The organism is Halomonas sp. DP8Y7-1, from assembly GCF_019801685.1.
GTDB classification, from domain to species: domain Bacteria; phylum Pseudomonadota; class Gammaproteobacteria; order Pseudomonadales; family Halomonadaceae; genus Halomonas; species Halomonas litopenaei_A.
Genome location: NZ_JAHVIN010000005.1, coordinates 838,476 through 856,802 on the forward strand (window position 1 = coordinate 838,476; position 18,327 = coordinate 856,802).

Below are 18,327 nucleotides of genomic sequence, written 5' to 3' on the forward strand. Positions count from 1 at the left end.
ACCCGAGTCAAATGTCGTCAGCAGAGATGCGGGCAGGCTGCTGAAGCTCGAGTCGATGCAGTAAGTGGGCGACCACGAGCCGCCGGGGTGGCCGTGGTCGCCAAGGGGCGGAAAGGGCGTGCTAGGTGCGCCAGGCGCTATTCACCTTCGTGAAAGTTCAGTGCCAGTGAGTTGATGCAGTAGCGCTGGCCGGTGTGTGTAGGGCCGTCGGCAAAGACGTGGCCGAGGTGGGCGTCGCAGCGCTGGCAGCTGACTTCGGTACGGCGCATGCCGTGTCGATGGTCGTCATCGAGCTGGATGCAGCTCTCGGACAGCGGCCGGTCGAAGCTTGGCCAGCCACAGCCGGCATCAAACTTGTGCTCATTCTCGAACAGGGGCGCGTTGCAGCAGGCGCAGTGATAGATGCCGTGGGTATCGGTGACGTGGTAGTCGCCGCTGAAGGGGCGCTCCGTGCCTTTTTCGCGAGTGACGTGATATTGCTCCGGGGAAAGCTGTGTCCGCCATTCGGCATCGGTTTTCTCGATCTTCTTGCGCATGGATGTTCTCCCGTGAGGTTCGACGCAGGCGCTCACTTCAAGCTAAGACGTTTATGGCCGTTTGACCAACCCGACGGTTTCACGCTGACCGTTCCATGGTGTACGTGGGGCTTACCTGTGAATACTGCGCTGGGTGTCGGCCTCATACGAGGCCCGTGTGTCTATGTACGTGTGCCTGTGTATGGGGCAAGCAGGACGGGTAATAGGGTGGATATATAGAGAAGGGCGTTGAATCGAACAGGAAAATCGTGACTCGGGGTTGACACTTTTCAGGGTGCTCAGTAACATACGCGCCACCTCGAGAGAGACGAGGCCGATGCGTCCCATTCGTCTAGTGGTCTAGGACACCGCCCTTTCACGGCGGGAACAGGGGTTCGAACCCCCTATGGGACGCCACTTCGACTCTTGAAAGGCCGGAATGCGGGAATAGCTCAGTGGTAGAGCACAACCTTGCCAAGGTTGGGGTCGCGAGTTCGAATCTCGTTTCCCGCTCCAATGCGTCCCATTCGTCTAGTGGTCTAGGACACCGCCCTTTCACGGCGGGAACAGGGGTTCGAACCCCCTATGGGACGCCACTTTCCGGTACAATTTGCGATGCGTTTGCGGGAATAGCTCAGTGGTAGAGCACAACCTTGCCAAGGTTGGGGTCGCGAGTTCGAATCTCGTTTCCCGCTCCATGCGTCCCATTCGTCTAGTGGTCTAGGACACCGCCCTTTCACGGCGGGAACAGGGGTTCGAACCCCCTATGGGACGCCACTTCGCAACGCAGCAGAGGGACGTCGACAGCTGTCGCGGTCTCTGCATCGATAGAGCGGGAATAGCTCAGTGGTAGAGCACAACCTTGCCAAGGTTGGGGTCGCGAGTTCGAATCTCGTTTCCCGCTCCAAAAATTATTGGCCTGTTGCCTCGGCGGCAGTGCCTGACAAAAAAAGGGCCCCCGGGCCCTTTTTTTGTGCTTTCTGGATGGTCTGACTCGCTGTGCGTATCTCTTGTCATGCGCCGTCAGCCGCTAGGGGGGGGGGCGACGCTTGTCTGATGATGTGCGCCAGCCCCCCTTTGACCTCAAGTCACCTATGTCACGACAGTGACGGGGCCATGATCGTCACAGTGATCCCCATGAGGGTGGTGCAGGTGGCCATCGACGAGGTAGTCGATATGATCCCCATGAGGCACTGGTTCATGACCGCATCCGGGGCCATGCACATGATCTGCGGCATGGCCTGAACACTGGTGGTGCGGCGTGCAGTCTGCCGGGTTTTGATCAGTTACCTCGATGGTGTGCTCATCCACGTGGTCGCCGTGCATGTGGTGCAGGTGCCCGTCGTGCAGGTAGTCGATGTGCCCGTTATGTTCTATCGCCGTGTGACCACACCCAGGCCCGTGCTGATGCTCATGATGTGGGTGCTTGTTGCAGGTCGTCATGGCGTTGTCCTCGTAGTGGTTAAGACTGTTTAGCTTAGGCTGCGTTCAAGGGGGCGGCCACTGACCTCCGTCATGCTTTGATGGACGTCGGCTCTCGCCTTTGGTCCCTCGTCTCTCACCAAAGAGGCGTCAGTGGTAGGTTGGGCGGCGTTCGACACGTATGTCCAGGCGCTCTCGGGGCATCGTGTTGCCCTCTAGGTTACACGCTGCTGGCAGCGGCAAGGCGGGTGGCTCGGTTGAAGATGTGGCTGAGTGACCCCATATGGTGAGCCTTCTATCTATTTCCCCTGACACCCACACCAAGGATCCCTCATGGCCGAACCGGCTCTGTCCATTCGAGGCCTGACCAAGGTCTACGGCAATGGTTTCAAGGCTCTCAAGGGCATCGACCTCGATGTTCAGGAGGGCGACTTCTACGCGCTGCTGGGTCCCAACGGCGCCGGCAAGTCCACCACACTGGGCGTGGTCTGTTCGCTGGTACAAAAGACCGCGGGCCAGGTATCGATCTTCGGCATCGATATCGACAAGGACTTTGCCCGTGCCAAGTATCACCTCGGGGTGGTGCCCCAGGAATTCAACTTCAACCAGTTTGAGCGAGTCATTGATATCGTGCTGGCGCAGGCGGGCTACTACGGGATGTCCCGGCGCGAAGCGCTGCCGCGGGCAGAGAGCCTGCTCAAGGACTTGAGCCTGTGGGACAAGCGCAACGGCAGTGCGCGCATGCTGTCTGGCGGGATGAAGCGGCGGCTGATGATTGCGCGGGCGCTGATGCATCGACCCAAGCTGTTGATTCTCGATGAGCCGACCGCCGGCGTAGATATCGAGCTGCGCCGCAGCATGTGGGAGTACATGCGTCGCATCAACCGGGAGGAGGGCACCACCATCATCCTCACCACCCACTACCTGGAAGAGGCCGAGAGCCTCTGTCGCAACGTGGGCATCATCAACCACGGGGAAATCGTGCGTAACACCAGCGTGAGAGAGCTGCTGGCGGAGCTCGACACCGAAACCTTCCTGCTCGACCTGGCAGAGCCGGTGTCCGAGGCACCGGCCATCGAGGGCTTCGAGGTGGGCAAGGTCGACGATGCCCAGCTGTCGGTCGTGGTCCATCGTGGGCAGTGCCTCAATGACGTGTTCGACGCGCTGAAGCGGGACGGCATCAAGGTGCTGTCGATGCGCAATCGTGCCAACCGGCTGGAGGAGATGTTCGTCTCCATGGTGGAAAGCGGCAATGCAGACAAGGAGATGCGTGGATGAATCCGAGCCAGATAGCGATCGCCCTATGGACCCTGGTGATCAAGGAAATTCGTCGCTTTACCCGCATTTGGCCTCAGACGCTGTTGCCGCCGTCGATCACGATGACGATGTACTTCATCATCTTCGGCAACCTGATTGGCTCGCGCATTGGCGAGATGGACGGCTACAGCTACATGGACTTCATCGTGCCGGGGCTGATCATGATGTCCGTGATCACCAACAGCTATTCCAACGTGGCGTCGTCGTTTTTCTCCAACAAGTTTCAGCGTAGTGTCGAGGAAATGATGGTGTCGCCCATGCCCAACTGGGTGATGCTGGCGGGCTTCATTCTGGGCGGCATGGCACGTGGGCTTGGGGTTGGCATCATCGTCACCGGGGTGTCGCTGTTCTTTACCCGGATCGAGGTCGCGCATCCTCTGTTGACCATCGGCGTGGTCATTCTGACCGCGGCACTGTTCGCCACGGGCGGTTTCATCAATGCGCTGCTGGGCAAGAAGTTTGATGACATCTCCATCGTGCCGACCTTTGTGCTGACGCCGCTGACCTACCTCGGCGGGGTGTTCTACTCGATTTCCCTGCTGCCGGACTTTTGGCAGGGGGCGTCGATGCTCAACCCGATCCTGTATATGGTCAACGTCTTCCGCTACGGCTTTCTTGGGGTGTCGGATATCCCGGTGGGCTGGGCCCTGACCGCGATCTTTGGCTTTATCATTGGTCTATTCGCCATTGCCCTGTGGATGCTGGAAAATGGCAAGGGCATTCGTAGCTAGCGCCGCGTCATCGCGGCGTTTGCCGTGACCCTTTTTCTTGATTCTTTTGTGTTCAGGTAGCGTGCATGAGTCACTCGTCCGATCATCCTCACCATCGCCCCGCGACCTTGGCCGACGCCCCGCTGGGACGAGAGTCGGCCTACCCCGACCAGTACGATCCGGGGCTTCTCTTCCCCATCGAGCGGGCGGCCAACCGGGCGCCTCTGGGCATCGCGGAGGATGCACTGCCATTCGTGGGAGAAGACGAATGGCACGCCTTCGAGCTGTCCTGGCTGACGCCCAAGGGCAAGCCATGCGTTGCCGTGGCGCGCTTTCGTCTGCCAGCGAGCTCACCACGTCTGATCGAGTCCAAGTCGTGGAAGCTGTACCTCAACAGCCTGAACCAGACGCGCGTGAGTTCGCGCAGTGAGCTCATCGCGACCCTGGAGCGGGACCTTGGCGAGGCGGCAGGGGCGGCGGTGAGCGTCGAAATTCTCGACGTCGAGGATGAGCAGCTGTCACCGCGCCGCCTGCCGGGTGAGTGCATCGACGACCGGGATATCGAAATTGCTCGTTATACACCCACTCCCGATCACCTGACGGTGAGCGATGAGATTGTCGAGGAGACGCTGACCTCGCACCTGCTCAAGTCCAACTGCCCGGTTACCGGACAGCCCGATTGGGGCAGCGTCATGATTCGCTACCGTGGGCCCAGACTCGATAGAGATGGCCTGCTGCGCTACATCGTCGGTTACCGTCAGCATCAGGACTTTCACGAACACTGTGTCGAGCACATGTTCGTGGACCTGATGGAGAGGGCCCGCCCTGAACGCCTGCTGGTGTTGGCGCGCTACGTGCGGCGCGGTGGTCTGGATATCAGCCCCTGGCGCGGCACCCCCGGCGAGACGCCTCCCACGCCGCTGCGCCTGGCGCGGCAGTGACCAGCCGCACGCAGTGGATGCGGCGCGCTAGATCGCGGGGAATGTTTCTAGGATAGGTTCCTGGGATCGTTCCTGTGGATCGATCCTTGGGAGAGATCGTGTAGATAGATTGTTTAGAAGGATCGCGGCGATAGAGGGTGCCGCAGGGACAATACCTGAGTGGTCTGGTAGGGTAATGCGAAAGCGTCTCAACCATTGAATTGTGACAGGGCATTCGCCCTCTGGAGTGACACGATGGATGCCATGACATTGCTGCATGAACGCAGCTCCATGGGCAAGCTGGCGGGGCCTGCTCCGTCCCGTGAGCAGCTCGATGCCATGTACCGAGCCGCGCTGCGCGCGCCGGATCACAAGGAACTCAGGCCTTGGCGCTTTATCGAGTTCTCCGGTGAAGGCCTCGACCGGCTGGGCGAGCTGTTCGCCGAGGCCGAGTTTCGCGAAGACCCCAAGGCGACCGACGAGTGCCTTAACAGCGCACGGATGAAACCCAAGCGCGCACCGATGATCATCGGCGTCGTCGCTAAGGTGGACCCGGACGTGCCCAAGGTACCGAAGATTGAGCAGGTGATCTCCGCAGGGTGCGCCGCCCACGGTATCTTGCTGGCCGCTCATGCCCAGGGGCTTGGCGCCATGTGGCGCAGTGGCAAGTACGCCTTCGACGACACTGTGCGCAAGGGGCTCAGGCTGGGAGAGCACGATGAGCTGGTCGCCTTCATCTACCTGGGCCAGCTGGGTGGTCGTCACAAGCCCATTGCCGAGCACCGGGTAGAGGATTACGTCGAGGTATGGGACTAAGCGCCGTTGCGCTTGGGTCAGCTGACACGGGACGCACGTTCATGGATGACATGACAAGACAGGTTGGCCACGCGCATCTCCGTCCAGCGCTGCCGCCGACAGGTGTGCCAGAAGACCTGAACGGTTTTCTTGACTGGCTGGGGGAGGCCATCCCCCTGGTGGGATCGCTTGGCATCCAGCGCATGCGGGAAGAGGGTAACGCTCTCGTGTGGGAGCTCGATCTGCGTCCCAACCTCAATGACAAGGGCACCGGTTTTGGCGGTTCGTTGACCGCTCAGACCACCCTGCAGGGCTGGTGCTGGACGACGCTGTGGCTTAGGCGTCGCAGGATCAACCAGGATGTCGTGGTAGCGCAGGCTAGCCAGCGTTTTGTGGCGCCGGTGACCGGGGACTATCGCTTGATCTGCCGGCCGGAGGCGCCGGGCGACGACCGAGCAATGCTCGACAGTGCTATCGCCGGGGAGACATCGCCCGAGGATGGGCTGGAGCGTCGCCTGGCCGAGCGAGGGAAGGGGCGAATCGCCCTGGTTCAGGAGCTGTGGTGTGGTGAAACGCTGTGCCTCGAGGCGCGTGGTGACTACGCCGTGCTACCCAGCGAGCCGCCAATCGCCGTCTAGGCACCAAACCGATCTTCCATATGGGCAAAGTAGCAAAAAACGGCTTGCAATCGAGAACTTAAGGCGATAAAGTATGCGCCGTCTTGAGGGATAAGCACCGCGCAACGCGGGCAACGTGTTCTTCAAGATGACAATGCGGAGGGGTGTCCGAGTGGTCGAAGGAGCACGCCTGGAAAGTGTGTAAGTCGAAAGGCTTCGAGGGTTCGAATCCCTCCCCCTCCGCCACGAATTGATGAAAAGCCCGCTGAGAGATCAGCGGGCTTTTTCTATATGGGTGGTGTTTACCCTGATCTTGTTTACCTGGCCTTGTTTACCTGCTCTTGGAAACCGTCATCTGTTGACCTGTCACGCGAGGTGGTCCCGGGGACTTGAGCCAAGGGCTAAGCCTGCATCGTCCCGCCCCATAGATTCTGAACACGAGCAGTGAACGGCGGCTATTTCGCTGATGCTGCCTGGAGCGTATCGTCTGCGCCCCACGAGAGCGAATGGATCCCCAAGTTTCGCACCAGGCACCGAGCTCTGATCAGATCGAGGATGTGTTCCTGTTCGACCGCGCTCTAGGAATTTTTCTCAAGCGTGGCACCTGCAGCGCTATAGTGTTTGGTGTGAAACCTCCTCATCAGTGCCGGGATAGAGACATGCATCTCAAAAGGCTTGGGCGACTGAAATACGGACTAATGGGCGGCCTGTTGCTCGTGATGGGTCTGCTGGCGACGGGAGCGGAGGCAGGCTGCCCACAAGGGCAGGAAGCCTTCACCTCCTGCCAGATGGAAGGCCTCGGTACCGAAGTCTTCGTGTGTTTCGATAGCCAGACTGCCACCTACAGCTACGGCCCGATTGGCGGGCCAGCGGATCTCTCTCTGTCAGAACCCATTGAACGCGTTGATTTTGAGCCATGGTCGGGGCTTGGCAAGGCGATCAGCGAGTCAGTCACCTTCTTCAATCAAGATTACGGTTATAACGTTGTGGGCGGCTTTGACCGTCCGTTTTCCGAGGAGGAGATGCAGCGTTCGATAAGGCGCTTTGGGTGGGTTGAAGTGACCGAGGGGGGCGAGCGGATCGCCAGGCTTGAATGCATCCCTGAGACCGTAAGCTATGGCTTTGGCGGCGGGCTCCATGATGTCAAAGTGGCCGCCGGCCAGACGTGGGATTGGGACTCCCAGACCTGGATATCGGATGCTGTTTCATCGGCCTCCATACCGCTTCTGCTAAAAAACCATCAATATAGCGACGAATTTGATTGCCTTCCCCCATCGGAGCTTCGCCTCAATGGGATAAAGATGGGCGCGCCAGTGGGCGCACTCAGCAAGTTCGGAACACCGAAGGCCACCGACGCAACCTCGTTCAGTGATGAGCCAATTGACCGGATAGCCCTGATTGGCGCGAATATCGATTTTTTCCGAGATGTCGTTGTCAATATGTCCACCATCTCGCCGAATTGGCAGACGCCCTCGGGCATCAGGGTTGGTCTGACCCGTGGGGAAGTAATCCGCATTCTTGGACGCGTGCCCTCAGGATATACCGCCAGATCGCAAGAATTCGTTATCCCGGCCTGCCCCGACATTTCCGGTACCCATTCTGAGGATGCTTACCGGGAATGGTTTACTCTGATCGAATTCGGACAAGATAAGCGCGTGAACCGAGTCGTCTTATTGACGTCAACAGAATAGATGACCGCGCAGCGTCAGACACGCGCTTCGGCGGTCTCAATGACCCAGCGCGGCACGTGACCGATCAAGGTCTATAATGCAGGCCTACCGGCCTCGTCGGAGGCGATATTGGCCTCGCCAGCGTCCCTAGCTGCACCCGGACGGGGCTCTTCGAGGTGTTGATCTACTTACTGCGCAGGTACTGGTCTCCGCGACGGATAGCCAGCACACATGAAGCGTACGTCTCTAGCGACTCACGCCGGCAGATTTCACATGAGGCCATCTACAACGCGCTGAAGTGCCCCCTCTCAAGCTGCACAGGCAATAGCGCAGCTATCGGGAGGGTGAAATCAGCAACGAACCTCCCGTCGACCCCTGAACTGTGAACGACGAACAGGGATACTCAAAAAGCTGTGGTTACTGACATCTTGAAAGGCAAGGTCACTGTCGCTAAATGGCGCGCCAGCGCGATTTCACCTCCTCCTTGCTCTGAGGTGGATCGATAAGCTCTAGTGCGTTGTAAAACCGGGTGAGAAGTCGTTGAAGGATCTCCGCAAGCAGCACGACGCTGCACCGCGGTAGACCAACGCCGAGCAGGCCTGAGGCCATCGGCGCCCGGCCGGCCGAAGGGTTGTATGCTCCCAGGTGATAGACGGGCGGGAGCCGACATCAACTATCAGGCGGGAAGAATATAAGCGCCCTGTGCGATGGCGCAGGGCTCGCTTTCGCTGTCATCCATCCACACTGATACGCTGCCGATCATGGTTCTGCCTCCACTCTTGTTGAGGTCGGCCCGGGCGATGATCCGCTGGCCGACAGCCGGCGACAGATAGCGAATCGCCAGGTCAGAGGTCAACGCCATGGCCTGTGGCGTTTCACGGCCAGCAGAAGCCAGAAACCACAGTGCTGCGTCGGCCGCGGCAAACAGGGCAGGGCCACACACATAGCCACCGGGCCGCAGGTCCTCGTCTCGCACCTCGACCGTGGCAATGGCGTGGCGCTCGGCAAGCTCGAGACAGGTAAACGGACAGCTTGGCCAGTGTGTTGCCAGCATGCGGTTGATATCGTCGGCGGTGGTCATGGCGATGGTCTCGTTGTGAAGATGATCCTGAACAGCGCCTACGATACACACTGGCCGAAGGCTGTCACTATTGGGTCGCTACACACCTGCAGCGATGGGCCAAGCCGGGGCGAGTTCAGGTGCGCACATCGGAGGAAAAGCGTGCTGCATTTTCTTTGAGAAACTCGCTTTCGTCGGCGTCACCCCAGAAGGCGGGCTGTGCCTTCGGGATGGTCAAGGCCTTCTGAATCTTGGGGCGCGCATCGAGCCGCTCGAACCAGGCCTTCAGGTGGTCGAGACCCTCGACCGACACCTTGGCCCAGACGTAGGCGCGTGCCCAGGGGTAGGTCGCCATGTCGGCGATGGTGTATTGATCCCCCGCCAGCCACTCGCGGCCTTCCAGGCGGGTGTTCAGGACCTCCAGCAGGCGACGGGACTCATCCACGTAACGCTTGATGGAGAAGGGTTCCTGCTGGCCGTTGGGGGCGGCGATGCGCTGGAAGTACATGGCCTGGCCCATCATCGGACCGATGCCCCCCATCTGGAACATCAGCCACTGCAGCGTTTCGCTGCGGGCCTTGGCCTCTCTGGGCAGGAACTGGTCGTACTTCTCGGCCAGGTACCACAGGATGGCGCCACTCTCGAACACGGCGAAGTCGTCATTGCCTCGGTCGACAATGGTGGGAATGCGCCCGTTGGGGTTGAGCTTGAGATAGTCGGGCGCCTTTTGCTCCTTCTTGCCGAAGTCGATGAAGGTCAATTCGTAGGGCACCTCCGCCTCTTCGAGAAAGATGACCGGCTTGTAACCGTTCATGGTGGCGGCGGTGTACAGGTGAATATCCGGCTGTGACATAGGGAACGTCCTCATGGGGTAACGCGATGTAGGGCGTTGCTCGCCGGGCCCGCTACCCTCGTGCATCGGGCCCGACGCGCATTTCCTGTTGCCTGTGGACGGTCACATCTGACGGTCCCAAAGGCTCTCCTGGTAGCGCTTTACGTCTTCCTCGAATCGTGCGGGATGTACGTTGCGGAAGGCGTGCTCGTCCAGCGGGATGAGGCGCACCATCTCATCGATCATGGATGAGGGGTCAAGCTGAAGGTCGTCCCCGGCGAACAGTTGCTGGGTCTCTCGGATCGGCGCCTCAGGGGTGAAGTTTGTCTCTGGGTCGTACCACTGGTCGAGGGTGTCGTACATGCGGTCGTTGAAACCGGTGCGGAAGGGGCCCGGGTTGATGGTGGCGACCTTCACGCCCAGCGGTGCCAGTTCTTCGTGGAGCAGCTGGGAAATACCTTCCAGGGCATGCTTGGACGCGACATAGGGCGCGAGGTACGGGAAGGTAGTGAAGCCGGCGATGGAAGATACCAGCACGATCTTGCCCTGGCCGCGGCTGGCAAAGGTCTTGGCGTAAGGCTGGACGAACTCGAGGGTCGAGAAGACGTTCGTCTCGAAGACCTTGCGCACGCGCGACACGGGGATTTCGGCGATGGGGCCGGTCTCGCCGATCGCCGCATTAGCCACCACAACATCCACCTCGGCGCCGTAGCGCGCAAAGATGCTGTCGCGATCCTGAGCATCGGTGATGTCGAGCTTTTCGACCTCCAGGCGAACCCCCAGCTGCTGCGCCTTCTCTTTCAGGGCCGATACCTGTGGCCAGATCTCCACCGTGGCAATGACCCGGTGTCCTTGCTGCGCCAGTCCCAGTGCGGCACCTTCCGCCAGACCGCTGCCGGCCCCTGTCATCAGAATGGTTTTCATCGTCTCTCTCCTCGAGATAAGTGGGGTTACGCCAGGTCGTCGCGATCCAGGCGTTCGAAAATGATGGCCTCGACGGAAGTCGCGCCAACGTTGGTCACCTGGTGGGCCCAGGCCTCGTTATGCATGACGTCCCCTGCTACCACGTCACGCTCTACGACATCGCCACTTTCCAGCGCGATGCGCAGGCGGCCGGCAGAAAGGAAGTAGACGATCTCTTCGGGATGGCGGTGAGGCGCATCAGCGGCGCCGGGGGCCATGGTCATGTGTACCAGGCGTGTCTCACCGGTGTTGATGAGCTCGCGGTAGAACTCCGGAGAGGCCTGGTCGGCCAGCGGAACCGGGTGCCCAGCGTCAGGCCATTGAGGTGTTGTCATGGGGTGTTCTCCTGAAGGTGACGGAGGCATCATCCGAAGACGCGCTCGAGGTGGGCATCGAAGCGTGCGAGGTCGCTGTCGATGTCGGGGTTCTTCATCACGTCGAAGGCGCCGAAGGTCGGCAGTGGGCTCATGTCGAAGAAGCGTGCGTTCAGATGCACGGGAGCGACCAGGTCATCCAGCGACTTGCCGGCGAAGAAGGGTTCCTCGGGGTCATCAAAGGCTTCGGCCGGAGCATTGAGGGTGACGCTGAGCATGTAGTCGGTGCCGGTCAGGGTACCGCCCAGCCCATAGTTCTCTTTCGGTTTCTCGGCGGTGCGACCGTCGCCGTTGCAGAAACGGCCGTCCATGCCGGCGGTGTAGACCTCATCCATGTACTTCTTGAAGGACCAGGGCACCATCATCCAGTTGATCGGGAACTGCATGATCACGACGTCGGCCCACTGGTGATCGGCGATCGCCTCCTCGACGTCATACCCTTCGGCGATGCGGCTGACGCGCACCTCGTGTCCTTGGTCGGCTAGCCGGGAGCGCGCGCGCTCAGCCAGGCTGTCGTTGAGTGTGCCCTTGGCAAATGGATAGGGATGGTGACCGTTTATGATCAGTACGTTACGCATAAAAATCTCCGTCTTGAGTGGCAATGAGTCATGGATCTGCAGGCTCTTCAGGAGTTAAGATGAAGCGAGCGGTATATAAAAACAACTAGTATACTTTTGGTAACCTAGTCGCTGGACAGCAGCGTGACATCCCGGCGGACGTGTTGACGCCTTGTAAGAGACGTCTTGGAGGCGACGCGCTGGTGGAAGGCGCCCTGGTAGAGGACGCCCTGGTAGAGGAGAGCGGCCAAGGCGCCGTCAACGCCATGACTCGAGCGGGGACTGGGTCAAACTGACAGGAGATATGACATTGGAAGCGTCTGTGACGGAAGATTCGAAAGGCCGGCGTCGTGTCGCGTCGCCCTGTCTGGAGCCGTGTGCCATCGAGAAGGGCATGCGAATTCTCGGGGGCAAGTGGACAGGGTCCTTGCTGTGGCACATCAACGAAGGGCCGGTGAGGTTCAATGACCTTGCTCGCATGGTGGGGGGCGCCAGCAAGAAGATGATCACCGAGCGCCTGCGTTTTCTCGAGACAAAGGGACTGATCTCCCGGCACGTGCGCGAGACGTCGCCGGTCGTGGTCGAATACGCGATCACGCCACTTGGCGAGACGGCCATCAGGGTGCTCGATGAACTGCGTGAATGGAGCGAGTCATTGCCGGAAGGGGTCGTGGACCAATGATGAGGGTGTCTCCGGGCCGCTCTCGCGGGGTGTCGGGCGTTCCCACCGCACGCTCCGGAACCCAGTGCGAGGCACGTCAGTGACCAGAATGATCCAGTCGGTGTCGCGCAGCTTTCTGCTGCTCGAGGCGTTGCGACGCGCCGACAAGCCGCAGACATTGGCCCATCTCAGCGCTGAGGTGGGCTTGGGCAAGACCACCGTTCACGGATTGCTGAATACCCTGGTGGCATTGGGCTACGTCCGGCGCCTGGCCGAGGGCTACTGGCTTGGGTTGCGTCTTGACGAGCTGGCTGAGCCTTTAGCACAGGAGCGTGAGCAACTGCGTCATCATTACCGCGGACTACTGGAAGAAGCCGCGGCGCTGAGTGATGAGACGGTCTATCTGGCCGCGCCCTGCGGCAGCCAGCAGTACCTTTATCTCGAGGCCGTGGAGGGACGACAGCCGCGGCGTGTCCAGAGTCCGCGAGGACGCCGGGAGTCGCTGCGGCATTCGGCGATCGGCCATGTCTTCCTGGCCAACGATGACGACCTGCTGCGCCAGGTCAGGCGCGATGGCCCCCTGACCGATGCGCAGGAGGCCCGGCTTCGGGAGGTCAGCCTCCAGGGCTTTGCACTGGACCTTGAAGCCGTGGAGGCAGGTCTTTGTTGCCTGGCGATTCCGCTGCGCCAGCGCGGTGAGTGCGTGGCCGCTTTGGGCATGGCGGGTCCCTCATCGCGCTGGACGCAGGCGCAGCTGAGCCGGTTGGCGAAGCAACTTCTAGCGCGCTGACCCTCCTGTACTCCTCGCCGTTCGACATTGTCGAATCTTGATCGGCATCCGCCGCTCACCCCTGTGCCTGCCTGCGCGGCATCGGCATGCTCCTCATCGCGTCGACGACGACGCTGCTCTTGTCTGTATTCATGAGGAGAATGACATGCAACTTGACGATGCCCATCACGTGATTGCAGGAATTCGCGAGGCCGCTGCCGCTGAAGGGTTTGCCGTCTCGCTGGCCATCGTGGACGCCAGCGGGCTTCAGGTCGCCTTCGAACGCATGGATGGCGCGGTTCCCGGCAGTATCGATGTCGCGATCAAGAAGGCGCGCACGGCCTCGCTGTTTCAAGCCGACAGTGCACAACTCGGTCAGATCGCCGCTCCCGGCGAGGCCGTCTATACCCTGGAAAACACCAACGGTGGCCTGATCAGCTTTGGCGGCGGAGTGGTACTGCGCGATGCACAACGGCGGGTGGTCGGGGCGGTCGGCGTGGCCGGCGCAACCGTCGAACTGGACGAGACCCTTGCCCAGCTGGGGCCGCGCCTGATGGCTCGGGAGGCGGCATGATGCGCGGCCAGCATCCTGCCGTGCTGGCACTGGCGGTGGCTGCCTTTGCCATCGGCATGGCGGAGTTCATCGTGGTCGGGGTGCTGCCCACCATCGCCAGTGATCTGGGCGTCACCCAGGATCGCGCCGGTGCCCTGGTGAGTGGCTATGCACTGGCCCTGGCGATCGGTACGCCGCTGCTCATGCTGACCTTGTCCCGCTTCCCGCCGCGTAGGGTGCTGACGGGGCTGATGGCGCTCTTCCTGGTCGGCAATCTGTTGGCGGTCATCGCCCAGGACTTCACCAGCCTGATGTTCGGCCGAGTGATCACGGCCGTGGCACATGGCGCCCTGTTTGCGTTAGGGGCGACGGTGGCCAGTCGGCTGGCGCCACAAGGGCAGGCAGGTAGTGCCATTGCGCTGATGTTCTCGGGGCTGACGCTGGCCATGGTGATTGGTGTACCTGTCGGAAGCCTGCTGGGTAACGGCGTGGGGTGGCGGGTCCCCTTCGTGGTGATTGTGGTACTGGCGAGCATGGCGCTAGTCGCGCTGTGGCGCTGGGTGCCGGCGCATCTGGACGCCCAGCCGACAGGCAGCTGGCGAGAGCAGCTGTCGGCGCTCGGCCATCCGGTCATCGTGGTGACCATGGCGCTGACGGCGGTGGGCTTCGGGGCGACCTTTCCGCTGTTCACCTACATCAGTCTCTGGCTGACCGAGCAGTCGGGTTTCTCCACGCATATCGCCAGTGGACTGCTGATCGTCTTCGGTGGCGCGACCCTGGTTGGCAACCTGATGGGCGGTCGCATGGTCGGCGCCATGGGCTGGCGGCGCACGGCCGCCTGGCTGCTGGTTGGATTGGCGGCGATCCTGGCGATCATCCATGCCTGGGGAGAGATAAGCGCGTTGATGCCGATATGGCTGGCGGTGTGGGGTGCCTTGGCTTTTGGTCTGTCGCCCGCGTTTCAGTCAGGCATGCTGGCGTCTGCCGAACAGCATCGGCCGCGGGCGGTGGCGTTTGCCTCGGCGCTTAATATCTCGTCGTTCAATATCGGTATCTCGGCCGGCTCCGCCGCGGGCAGTGCGCTGGTCGCAAGGGAGGCGCTGGCACTCACGCCATTGGCCGGAAGCGGCCTGGCGGTGCTGGCGCTGGGCATCCTGTGGCTTCAGGGCAAGGTGAACCGCTCTCGTGTTGTCGAGGCGGCGGCGTGATGGAGTCGCCATTTCGCCCGCCCCCGCCCCCTTGGTGAAGGGGCGGGGGCGGGTATGTTCTTGATCGATGCGCCTCTATCAGGCGTCGACTGGGTCGATCAAGCGAATGTCGGCATGGGTGACCCAGTCTGCCGTGGCGTCGCGAAAGCGCGCCATGTGCGGGGTATCCATGTGGGCTTCCAGTGCCGCACGGGAGGACCAGGTTTCGATGACGGTGACCGTATCGCTACGCGCGGTGTCGTCATGGGTCAGGCCTCTTGGGGCGTCGATGGCCGGCTGATAGCGCAGGCAGCCCTCTTCCTGTTGAACCGTTGGGGCTACCTCAAGCAATGCATCCAGCACGTTCTGGGCGTTGCCCGGGGTTGTGGTGATCGTCGCAATGACCCACAGCATGGTGACACTCCTCTGGTCTTGATCTGGTGGACGGGCCCCGGCCGGATTGTCGGGGCCGTAAAGCGCTCAAGGAAGCGCGGCATCAATGCCTGCACGGATGAGTCGCTGCGTCGCCCACTGCGCGAAGGCTCTACCTGACAGCATCGAGGCCTTGGATGCTGGGCTTCGGGCGCTGACGCGTCGTTCCGCACGGCTAATGACGGCAGCGTTTGCTCAGGCTTCGGTGGTCGAGAACAGCGCGAGCAAATGTTCGCGATATTCGGCGACATGGGTATCGATCGCGGGCGCCTTGATCACGTCGTTGGCGAGGTAGGTGGGCAAGCCTTGCATGCCGAGGAATTCCATCGCCTTGTGGACCGGGAAGTAGACGCCGTCGACGCCCTTGCCCTCGAAGAAGTTGCCTTCCTCATCGAAGGCTTCTCTGGGTGCATTCCAGGTCAATGACAGCATATAGCGGCGCCCCTGCAGGAGCCCGCCACTGCCGTACTGGAGAGACGGATCCTTGCGCGAGCGGCCATCGCTGGCGTAGAGGCTGCCATGGCCTTCGGTTAGTACTTCGTCCAGGTAGCGTTTCACGATCCACGGCGGCCCCATCCACCAACCAGGCATCTGCACGATGATGGTGTCTGCCCACAGCCACTTGTCGATTTCGGCCTGAAGGTCGTAACCCTCGTCGATGCGGGTCTCCTGAATCTGGTGACCCAGCTCAGCGAGGACGCCTCGGCCCGCGTCATGCAGAGTGTCGTTGTAGCGGCCGCCGGAGTGAGCGAACGCCTTGCCGCCGTTAAGCATCAGAATGTTCATGGACTGTCCGATTCGTCTAAAAATGGTCACGCGGTACAGTGGGGGCTCGTGCACGCTTGGACAATCGGTATGAGTGCAAAACACTTTCTCGCTAATGATGTTGCACGTTGGCGCCAAGGAGCAGCCAAGAACTGACGGCAGGAGACCCGTGAGCGATACGACATGATCGGTTGACCGTAAAGCGAGAGGAGGAAGTCGAAGAAGAGAGACCGCAGATCAGCAGGATCGGTGAGAGAGGGGAGAGAGGGGAGAGCGAGATAGTGCGAGAGAGGGATAGCGAGATAGTGCGAGAGAAAGGGAGAGCGAGATAGTGCGAGAGAGAGGAAGAAAGAGCGTGAAGGAGGGAGAATGAGCGGGAGAAAAGAGGGAAGAAGGGCGAGATGACAGGGGAGAGCTGCTAAGCGAGCGAGGCCACCGAGCAGCCACGGGCAGCCAGGGCTGCCCGTGGATATGCCGTGCGCTATCAGCCGAGGATACCCTGGCTGCGCAGATAGTCGTCGTAGCTACCGCTGAAATCGACGATGCCATCGTCCTTCATTTCGATGACGCGAGTGGCCAGCGAGCCGACGAATTCTCTGTCATGGCTGACAAAGATCAGGGTGCCGGCGTAGTGCTCCAGGGCCAGGTTCAAGGCCTCGATGGACTCCATGTCCAGGTGGTTGGTGGGCTCGTCCATGACCAGCACGTTGGGATTTTGCAGTGACAGCTTGCCGAACAGCATGCGGCCCTGTTCGCCACCGGAGATCACCTTGACCGACTTGCCGATATCGTCGTTGGAGAACAGCATTCTGCCCAGCGCCCCTCGTACGATCTGCTCGCCAGACGTGGTCCATTGTTGCATCCACTCAAACAGCGTCTCGCCACCCTCGAAGTCGGCTGCGTGGTCCTGGGCGAAGTAGCCCACCTCGGCAGCGTCGGTCCATTTGACCTCGCCCGCATCGGGCTCCATCGAGCCGACCAGGCAGTTCAGCAGCGTGGTCTTGCCGATTCCGTTGGGGCCGATGATGGCAACGCGTTCACCGGCTTCGATGCGCAGACCAAAGCGCTCGAACAGCACGTTGTCATCCCAGGCCTTGGTCAGCTCCTCGACCGCCAGGGCATGGCGATGGATCTTCTTGTTCTGCTCGAAGCGAATGAACGGGCTCACCCGAGACGAGGGCTTGATCTCATCCAGCTTGATCTTGTCGATCTTGCGCTGGCGTGAGGTGGCCTGCTTGGCCTTGGAGGCATTGGCCGAGAAGCGGCTGACAAACTGCTTGAGCTCGGCGATCTCCGCCTTCTTCTTGGCATTCTCTGCCTGCAGACGCTCACGGGCCTGGGTGGCGGCCGTCATGTACTCGTCATAATTGCCGGGAAACAGCTGCAGTTCGCCGTAGTCCAGATCCGCCATATGGGTGCAGACGCTGTTCAGGAAATGGCGGTCGTGGGAAATGATGATCATCGTCGAGGAGCGCGCCCTGAGCACATCTTCCAGCCAGCGAATGGTATTGATGTCCAGGTGGTTGGTCGGCTCATCCAACAGCAGCACGTCGGGGTCGCTGAACAGCGCCTGAGCCAGCAGCACGCGAAGCTTCCAGCCCGGTGCTACCACACTCATCGGTTGATCGTGCTGTTCGAGCGGAATGCCCAGGCCCAGCAGCAGCTCTCCGGCACGCGCCTCGGCGGTGTAGCCATCAAGCTCGGCATAGCGGACCTCCAGGTCGGCCACCGCCATGCCATCTTCTTCGCTCATCTCCGCCTGGGCATAGATGCGCTCGCGCTCCGCGGCCACCTTCCACAGTTCTTCATTACCCATGATCACGGTATCGATGACGCGTTCGTCCTCGAAGGCAAACTGGTCCTGGCGCAGCTTGCCCAGCCGGGTGGTGGCGTCCTTCATGACTTGACCGCTGGTCGGCTCCAGGTCACCGCCAAGGATCTTCATCAGGGTGGACTTGCCACAGCCATTGGCCCCGATCAGGCCGTAGCGGTGCCCCTGTCCAAACTTGACAGAGACGTTTTCGAACAGCGGCTTGGGGCCAAACTGCATGGTGATGTTGGCGGTAGAGAGCACGGCAGGGAATCTCGCGGAAGCAGCATGAATGTGAGACTTGGGCCGGCACGACAGGAGGTTTCGACCAAAGTGGATCGCGCATTGTACGCGTCCGACCCGGGGGGTATCCACTCGGTGAGCGCCCAGCGCTGCCT

The 18,327-nt window shown here is 61.0% G+C and carries 20 protein-coding genes and 7 tRNA genes; 18 read left to right on the top strand and 9 right to left on the bottom strand.

Features of this window, described 5'->3' with window-relative positions; genetic code table 11:
• Positions 1-137: 137 nt before the first annotated feature.
• Complete coding sequence (gene msrB / locus KUV41_RS08925; protein WP_206942722.1) at positions 138-536, bottom strand: peptide-methionine (R)-S-oxide reductase MsrB; 399 nt, start codon at positions 534-536, stop codon at positions 138-140.
• Positions 537-856: 320 nt separating this feature from the next.
• On the opposite strand from msrB, the gene KUV41_RS08930 reads away from it, so the two are divergent.
• The 14 genes from KUV41_RS08930 (at position 857) to KUV41_RS08990 (ending at position 7,987) form a co-directional block, all read left to right on the top strand.
• A tRNA-Glu gene (locus KUV41_RS08930) sits at positions 857-932 on the top strand.
• A gap of 24 nt (positions 933-956) precedes the next feature.
• A tRNA-Gly gene (locus KUV41_RS08935) sits at positions 957-1,031 on the top strand.
• 4 nt (positions 1,032-1,035) lie between these two features.
• Positions 1,036-1,111: transfer RNA gene (locus KUV41_RS08940), tRNA-Glu, on the top strand.
• A 27-nt stretch (positions 1,112-1,138) separates the two neighbouring features.
• Positions 1,139-1,213: transfer RNA gene (locus tag KUV41_RS08945), tRNA-Gly, on the top strand.
• A 3-nt stretch (positions 1,214-1,216) separates the two neighbouring features.
• Positions 1,217-1,292: transfer RNA gene (locus KUV41_RS08950), tRNA-Glu, on the top strand.
• A gap of 55 nt (positions 1,293-1,347) precedes the next feature.
• Positions 1,348-1,422 (top strand) — tRNA-Gly (locus KUV41_RS08955).
• A gap of 209 nt (positions 1,423-1,631) precedes the next feature.
• A complete protein-coding gene (locus KUV41_RS19510) occupies positions 1,632-1,760 on the top strand; it encodes a hypothetical protein (protein ID WP_261395963.1) in 129 nt (42 codons plus the stop codon).
• A gap of 510 nt (positions 1,761-2,270) precedes the next feature.
• Complete coding sequence (locus KUV41_RS08960) at positions 2,271-3,215, top strand: ABC transporter ATP-binding protein (protein ID WP_206942721.1); 945 nt, start codon at positions 2,271-2,273, stop codon at positions 3,213-3,215.
• Entirely contained in the window at positions 3,212-3,985 is a 774-nt protein-coding gene (locus KUV41_RS08965) for an ABC transporter permease (RefSeq protein ID WP_206942720.1), read from the top strand. Before KUV41_RS08960 ends, KUV41_RS08965 begins: the two co-directional genes overlap by 4 nt.
• Positions 3,986-4,050: 65 nt before the next feature.
• Positions 4,051-4,905, top strand: coding sequence for an NADPH-dependent 7-cyano-7-deazaguanine reductase QueF (gene queF / locus KUV41_RS08970; RefSeq protein ID WP_222485641.1), 855 nt, complete (start codon positions 4,051-4,053; stop codon positions 4,903-4,905).
• Between the two features lie 234 nt (positions 4,906-5,139).
• Positions 5,140-5,700, top strand: a complete 561-nt coding sequence (locus KUV41_RS08975; protein WP_222162019.1) for a nitroreductase family protein — start codon at positions 5,140-5,142, stop codon at positions 5,698-5,700.
• A 50-nt stretch (positions 5,701-5,750) separates the two neighbouring features.
• Positions 5,751-6,317, top strand: coding sequence for a YiiD C-terminal domain-containing protein (locus KUV41_RS08980; RefSeq protein WP_222485764.1), 567 nt, complete (start codon positions 5,751-5,753; stop codon positions 6,315-6,317).
• 137 nt (positions 6,318-6,454) lie between these two features.
• Positions 6,455-6,542 (top strand) — tRNA-Ser (locus KUV41_RS08985).
• A 260-nt stretch (positions 6,543-6,802) separates the two neighbouring features.
• The gene (locus KUV41_RS08990; RefSeq protein ID WP_222485643.1) at positions 6,803-7,987 is read left to right on the top strand and encodes a hypothetical protein; all 1,185 of its coding nucleotides are present in this window, start codon (positions 6,803-6,805) and stop codon (positions 7,985-7,987) included.
• 655 nt (positions 7,988-8,642) lie between these two features.
• Here KUV41_RS08990 and KUV41_RS08995 read toward each other — a convergent pair.
• The 5 genes from KUV41_RS08995 to KUV41_RS09015 all read right to left on the bottom strand — a co-directional run bounded on the left by KUV41_RS08995 (position 8,643) and on the right by KUV41_RS09015 (position 11,773).
• Positions 8,643-9,047, bottom strand: a complete 405-nt coding sequence (locus KUV41_RS08995) for a PaaI family thioesterase (RefSeq protein ID WP_222485645.1) — start codon at positions 9,045-9,047, stop codon at positions 8,643-8,645.
• Between the two features lie 115 nt (positions 9,048-9,162).
• Complete coding sequence (locus KUV41_RS09000; RefSeq protein ID WP_222483794.1) at positions 9,163-9,879, bottom strand: glutathione S-transferase family protein; 717 nt, start codon at positions 9,877-9,879, stop codon at positions 9,163-9,165.
• Positions 9,880-9,981: 102 nt separating this feature from the next.
• The gene (locus tag KUV41_RS09005; RefSeq protein ID WP_222485647.1) at positions 9,982-10,782 is read right to left on the bottom strand and encodes an SDR family oxidoreductase; all 801 of its coding nucleotides are present in this window, start codon (positions 10,780-10,782) and stop codon (positions 9,982-9,984) included.
• Positions 10,783-10,808: 26 nt separating this feature from the next.
• Positions 10,809-11,156 carry a cupin domain-containing protein gene (locus tag KUV41_RS09010; protein ID WP_172977712.1) on the bottom strand — a complete coding sequence of 116 codons (348 nt, stop codon included), beginning with the start codon at positions 11,154-11,156 and terminating at the stop codon, positions 10,809-10,811.
• Between the two features lie 29 nt (positions 11,157-11,185).
• On the bottom strand, positions 11,186-11,773 hold the full coding sequence (locus KUV41_RS09015) for an NAD(P)H-dependent oxidoreductase (RefSeq protein ID WP_222485649.1): 588 nt from the start codon (positions 11,771-11,773) through the stop codon (positions 11,186-11,188).
• A 373-nt stretch (positions 11,774-12,146) separates the two neighbouring features.
• Here KUV41_RS09015 and KUV41_RS09020 point away from each other — a divergent pair, with 373 nt between their 5' ends.
• The 4 genes from KUV41_RS09020 to KUV41_RS09035 all read left to right on the top strand — a co-directional run bounded on the left by KUV41_RS09020 (position 12,147) and on the right by KUV41_RS09035 (position 14,943).
• Complete coding sequence (locus KUV41_RS09020) at positions 12,147-12,434, top strand: winged helix-turn-helix transcriptional regulator (RefSeq protein WP_261395964.1); 288 nt, start codon at positions 12,147-12,149, stop codon at positions 12,432-12,434.
• An 88-nt stretch (positions 12,435-12,522) separates the two neighbouring features.
• Positions 12,523-13,203 (top strand): IclR family transcriptional regulator, encoded by a 681-nt coding sequence (locus tag KUV41_RS09025; RefSeq protein ID WP_224851834.1) that lies wholly within the window; start codon positions 12,523-12,525, stop codon positions 13,201-13,203.
• A gap of 145 nt (positions 13,204-13,348) precedes the next feature.
• Positions 13,349-13,756, top strand: coding sequence for a GlcG/HbpS family heme-binding protein (locus KUV41_RS09030; RefSeq protein ID WP_222485651.1), 408 nt, complete (start codon positions 13,349-13,351; stop codon positions 13,754-13,756).
• Positions 13,753-14,943, top strand: coding sequence for an MFS transporter (locus tag KUV41_RS09035; RefSeq protein WP_222485653.1), 1,191 nt, complete (start codon positions 13,753-13,755; stop codon positions 14,941-14,943). Before KUV41_RS09030 ends, KUV41_RS09035 begins: the two co-directional genes overlap by 4 nt.
• Before the next feature lie 78 nt (positions 14,944-15,021).
• Here KUV41_RS09035 and KUV41_RS09040 read toward each other — a convergent pair whose 3' ends face one another.
• From KUV41_RS09040 to KUV41_RS09050, 3 genes are all read right to left on the bottom strand, one after another.
• Complete coding sequence (locus KUV41_RS09040; protein WP_206942698.1) at positions 15,022-15,336, bottom strand: putative quinol monooxygenase; 315 nt, start codon at positions 15,334-15,336, stop codon at positions 15,022-15,024.
• A 213-nt stretch (positions 15,337-15,549) separates the two neighbouring features.
• Positions 15,550-16,140 (bottom strand): NAD(P)H-dependent oxidoreductase, encoded by a 591-nt coding sequence (locus tag KUV41_RS09045; protein WP_222162038.1) that lies wholly within the window; start codon positions 16,138-16,140, stop codon positions 15,550-15,552.
• Between the two features lie 463 nt (positions 16,141-16,603).
• A complete protein-coding gene (locus KUV41_RS09050) occupies positions 16,604-18,193 on the bottom strand; it encodes an ABC-F family ATPase (protein ID WP_206942694.1) in 1,590 nt (529 codons plus the stop codon).
• Positions 18,194-18,327: the final 134 nt, after the last annotated feature.